The sequence below is a fragment of the Rhodococcus sp. EPR-147 genome, from assembly GCF_001647185.1.
GTDB lineage: Bacteria > Actinomycetota > Actinomycetes > Mycobacteriales > Mycobacteriaceae > Rhodococcoides.
Genome location: NZ_LVCU01000326.1, coordinates 1 through 3,943 on the forward strand (window position 1 = coordinate 1; position 3,943 = coordinate 3,943).

Here is a 3,943-nt window from a genome sequence, read left to right on the forward strand (position 1 = left end):
GATCGTTCATGAGCACCACACACGCAGACGGGCGCGCTGCCGGATACACCGGCGGTAGTACCTTGCCGTTCCGTACCGAGCTACGCAGGCAACTGGGTCGTCGACGCACTCAGCTGGCGATCGGCTTCCTGGCGCTGCTGCCGGTAATTCTCGCCATCGCCTTCACCGTCGGCAGCTCGAGTGCGGACTCGGATGCCGATGGGCTCATCGAGCTCGGCACCCGCGGTGGCATGAACTTCACGGTCTTCGCTCTGTTCATGTCCGTGGGCTTTCTGCTGATCGTGGTGGTGGCCCTGTTCTTCGGCGACTCGGTGGCAAGCGAAGCCTCGTGGTCGAGCCTGCGGTACCTGCTGGCCATTCCCGTGCCCAGGAGTCGTCTGCTGACGCAGAAGGCACTGGTGTCGGCGACGCTGTCCAGTGTTGCGATCCTGGTGCTCGTCGGGGTGTCGCTGTTGATCGGCACCGTGATGTACGGCGCGGAGTCGCTGATCACCCCGCTGGGTGAAGGACTGCCCTACGGCACCTCGCTGGTACGGCTGCTGATCGCGGTCGCCTACATCGGGATCAACCTGCTGTGGGTCGCCGGCCTCGCCATGCTGCTGTCGGTGCTCACCGACGCCCCTCTCGGGGCCGTCGGCGGTGCGGTGATGACGTCGATTCTGATGCAGATTCTCGACCAGATCACGGCACTGGGATCACTCCGCAACTACCTGCCCGGGCACTACGCCAATTCGTGGATCGATGCATTCGGCACGAGCATCGACTGGAACGACATGGTGGTCGGTTCGTTCTCGGCCGTCACGTACGCGGCACTGTTCGGGTTGATCGCGTGGCGACGCTTCGGCACCAAGGACATCACCAGCTGAGGCGGGCTACTTCTTCTTGATCGCGGGCCCGAACACACCATCCGGAATGACGCCCGCACCGACGATCGTCTCGCGCCACGGCGTCGCGAGCGAAACCAGCCGAGCGGCACCGTCCTCGCCGAGGGCGGCCCACGGTGCAACGGCGAGGTCGTTGGTGATGTCCTCGACCAACGTACGGAGATCTTTCCCGTCCTGGGTCAGCGCACCGTCGGACGAGAGCAGCTCACGGTCGGCCAGAGACGCGACCGCCCCGTCCCACTGCTCGGTCGACCATCCGCGACGCTTGCGGGCGAACTCCTTCTCGAAGCCGTAGCCGGTGGCGGTATGGGTGATGAGTGCTTCGAGACCGCTCAGTCCCGCCGTCTGCAGCGCCGCGAGGTGACCGTCGCCGCGGTATTCGCGGATCAGAGTCAGGGCGTGCCACAGCACGAGATGCGGAGCTGTCGGCCAGTCGAGCTCGGCATACGCGGCGTACAGGGGTCGGCCGTCGTCACCGGGAATGCCACGGGCTGCGATCGATGCCAGGTCTGCGGCCTCGGCCATGTCCGCGGACGTCAGGACCTCGGGCCCGAGCAGTCGGGCGAAGGCGGCATCGAGCGTGTCGTACCGGATTGCCATGATCTCGTCGGGCGACGCGATATCCCAGGCGGCCGGAATCAGCGGCGCGATCAGTTCACGATTGAAGTTGTAGAACGTAGCGGTGACGACACCTGCACCGACCCGCCCCAGAGGCGCTGCCCGGCCCGCGAAATAGCAGGCCCGCGGCGGCAACCCTGCGGCGACGAGAGCGTCCTGCGTCTCCGGAAGGAAATAGGTCATCGAGTGAATGAGCTCGAGCGCGCGAGAGGTGCGGCCGGCGGTGGTTGCGTCCATCGTTGAACCGTAACCGAACCTATTTGAGGCCTGCTGCATCCATCCCGCGCAGCTCCTTCTTCAGATCCTGGATCTCGTCGCGCAGTCGGCCGGCGAGCTCGAACTTGAGCTCGCGTGCCGCGTTCATCATCTGATCGGTCATGTTCTTGATCAGATCGGCCAGTTCGGCGCGGGGCATCGACGAGACGTCCTGTCCCTCGTACACCCCGGTGCTGACCGACCGGCCCGCCTCGCCCTGCGCTCGCCGACCCCGGCTGGCGTTGCGCCCGGATCCCCCGACTTCGACGACCGACTCGGTGTCCTCGGCTTCCTGGTACACCTGGTCGAGGATGTCGGCGATCTTCTTGCGCAGCGGCTGAGGGTCGACGCCTCGTTCCTTGTTGTACGCGATCTGCTTCTCACGCCGACGCTCGGTTTCCTCGATCGCGTAGGTCATGGAGTCGGTCATCTTGTCGGCGTACATGTGGACCTCGCCGGAGACGTTTCGGGCGGCACGGCCGATGGTCTGGATGAGGCTGGTGCCGCTCCGGAGGAAGCCTTCCTTGTCGGCGTCGAGAATCGCCACCAGCGAGACCTCGGGCAGGTCGAGACCCTCACGGAGCAGGTTGATGCCGACCAGCACGTCGTACTCGCCGAGTCGGAGCTGCCGGAGCAGTTCGACGCGGCGCAGCGTATCGATGTCGGAGTGCAGGTAGCGGACACGAATGCCCAGTTCGAGCAGGTAGTCGGTCAGATCCTCCGACATCTTCTTGGTCAGCGTGGTCACCAGCACACGCTCGTCCTTCTCCGCGCGTTCTCGAATCTGATGGACCAGGTCGTCGATCTGGCCCTTGGTCGGTTTGATGACGACCTTGGGATCGACGAGTCCGGTCGGACGGATCACCTGCTCGACGAACTCTCCCCCGGTCTGGCCCAGCTCGTACTTTCCCGGAGTTGCCGAGAGGTAGACCGTCTGACCGATCCGCTGAGTGAACTCCTCCCACGTCAACGGCCGATTGTCGGTCGCGGACGGCAGGCGGAACCCGAAGTCGACGAGGTTGCGCTTGCGGGACATGTCGCCCTCGTACATCGCCCCGATCTGCGGAACCGTCACGTGAGACTCGTCGATGACGAGCAGAAAGTCCTCGGGAAAGTAATCGATCAACGTGGCAGGCGCGGTACCTGCACCGCGTCCGTCGATGTGCCGCGAGTAGTTCTCGATACCCGAGCAGAACCCGACCTGCTTGATCATCTCCAGGTCGTATTGCGTCCGCATCCGCAGCCGCTGAGCCTCGAGCAGCTTTCCCTTGCCCTCCAGCTCCGCGAGCCGACCTTCGAGTTCGGCTTCGATGTCCTTGACGGCGCGTTCCATCCGCTCCGGCCCGGCAACGTAGTGCGTGGCCGGAAAGATGCGCACCGAATCGACCTGCCGAACGATGTCGCCGGTCAGCGGATGGAGGTAGTACAGCGCTTCGATCTCGTCGCCGAAGAACTCGATGCGAATCGCCAGTTCCTCGTAGGACGGAATGATCTCGACGGTGTCACCACGAACTCTGAACGATCCGCGGGTGAAGGCCATGTCGTTGCGGGTGTACTGCACGTCCACGAGCAACCGGAGCAGCGCGTCACGCTGCACTTCGACGTTGACCTCCAGCTCGATCGACCGATCGACGTACGACTGCGGGGTACCGAGACCGTAGATGCACGACACCGACGCCACCACGACCACATCGCGGCGCGAGAGCAGAGATGCCGTCGCCGAGTGCCGCAGCCGCTCGACATCGTCGTTGATCGACGAGTCCTTCTCGATGTAGGTATCGGTCTGCGCGATGTACGCCTCGGGCTGGTAGTAGTCGTAGTACGAGACGAAATACTCGACTGCATTGTTGGGCAACATGTCTCGCAGTTCGTTCGCCAACTGCGCCGCCAAGGTCTTGTTCGGTGCCATCACCAGAGTGGGGCGCTGCAGCTTCTCGATGAGCCAGGCAGTCGTGGCCGACTTACCGGTACCGGTGGCACCGAGCAGTACGACGTCCTTCTCGTCCGCCTTGATCCGCCGTTCCAGCTCCGCGATGGCGGTCGGCTGATCGCCTGCCGGCGTGTGTTCGCTGACGACCTCGAACGCCGGTCCGGTGCGCTCGATTGCGCCCACCGGACGGTGCTCGGAGTGCGCGACAACGGGATGTTCGGATGCAAACGCCATTTCACAAGCGTAGACGCGACCA

General features: G+C 64.3%; 3 protein-coding genes. 1 reads left to right on the forward strand and 2 read right to left on the reverse strand.

Going from position 1 to position 3,943, the window contains the following annotated elements:
• Positions 1–8: 8 nt before the first annotated feature.
• On the forward strand, positions 9–866 hold the full coding sequence (locus tag A2J02_RS15160; protein WP_068050992.1) for an ABC transporter permease: 858 nt from the start codon (positions 9–11) through the stop codon (positions 864–866).
• A gap of 6 nt (positions 867–872) precedes the next feature.
• Here A2J02_RS15160 and A2J02_RS15165 read toward each other — a convergent pair whose 3' ends face one another.
• Positions 873–1,739, reverse strand: a complete 867-nt coding sequence (locus tag A2J02_RS15165) for an SCO6745 family protein (RefSeq protein WP_068050988.1) — start codon at positions 1,737–1,739, stop codon at positions 873–875.
• A 19-nt stretch (positions 1,740–1,758) separates the two neighbouring features.
• Positions 1,759–3,921: an excinuclease ABC subunit UvrB gene (gene uvrB, locus A2J02_RS15170; RefSeq protein ID WP_068050990.1), complete on the reverse strand. Its 2,163-nt coding sequence runs from the start codon at positions 3,919–3,921 to the stop codon at positions 1,759–1,761.
• Positions 3,922–3,943 lie beyond the last annotated feature (22 nt).

Excerpts from the sequence above, each read along its gene's own strand:
- A2J02_RS15165 (WP_068050988.1), bottom strand. The coding sequence starts at position 1,739 with ATGGACGCAACCACCGCCGGCCGCACCTCTCGCGCGCTCGAGCTCATT.
- uvrB (WP_068050990.1), bottom strand. The coding sequence starts at position 3,921 with ATGGCGTTTGCATCCGAACATCCCGTTGTCGCGCACTCCGAGCACCGT.
- A2J02_RS15160 (WP_068050992.1), top strand. The coding sequence starts at position 9 with ATGAGCACCACACACGCAGACGGGCGCGCTGCCGGATACACCGGCGGT.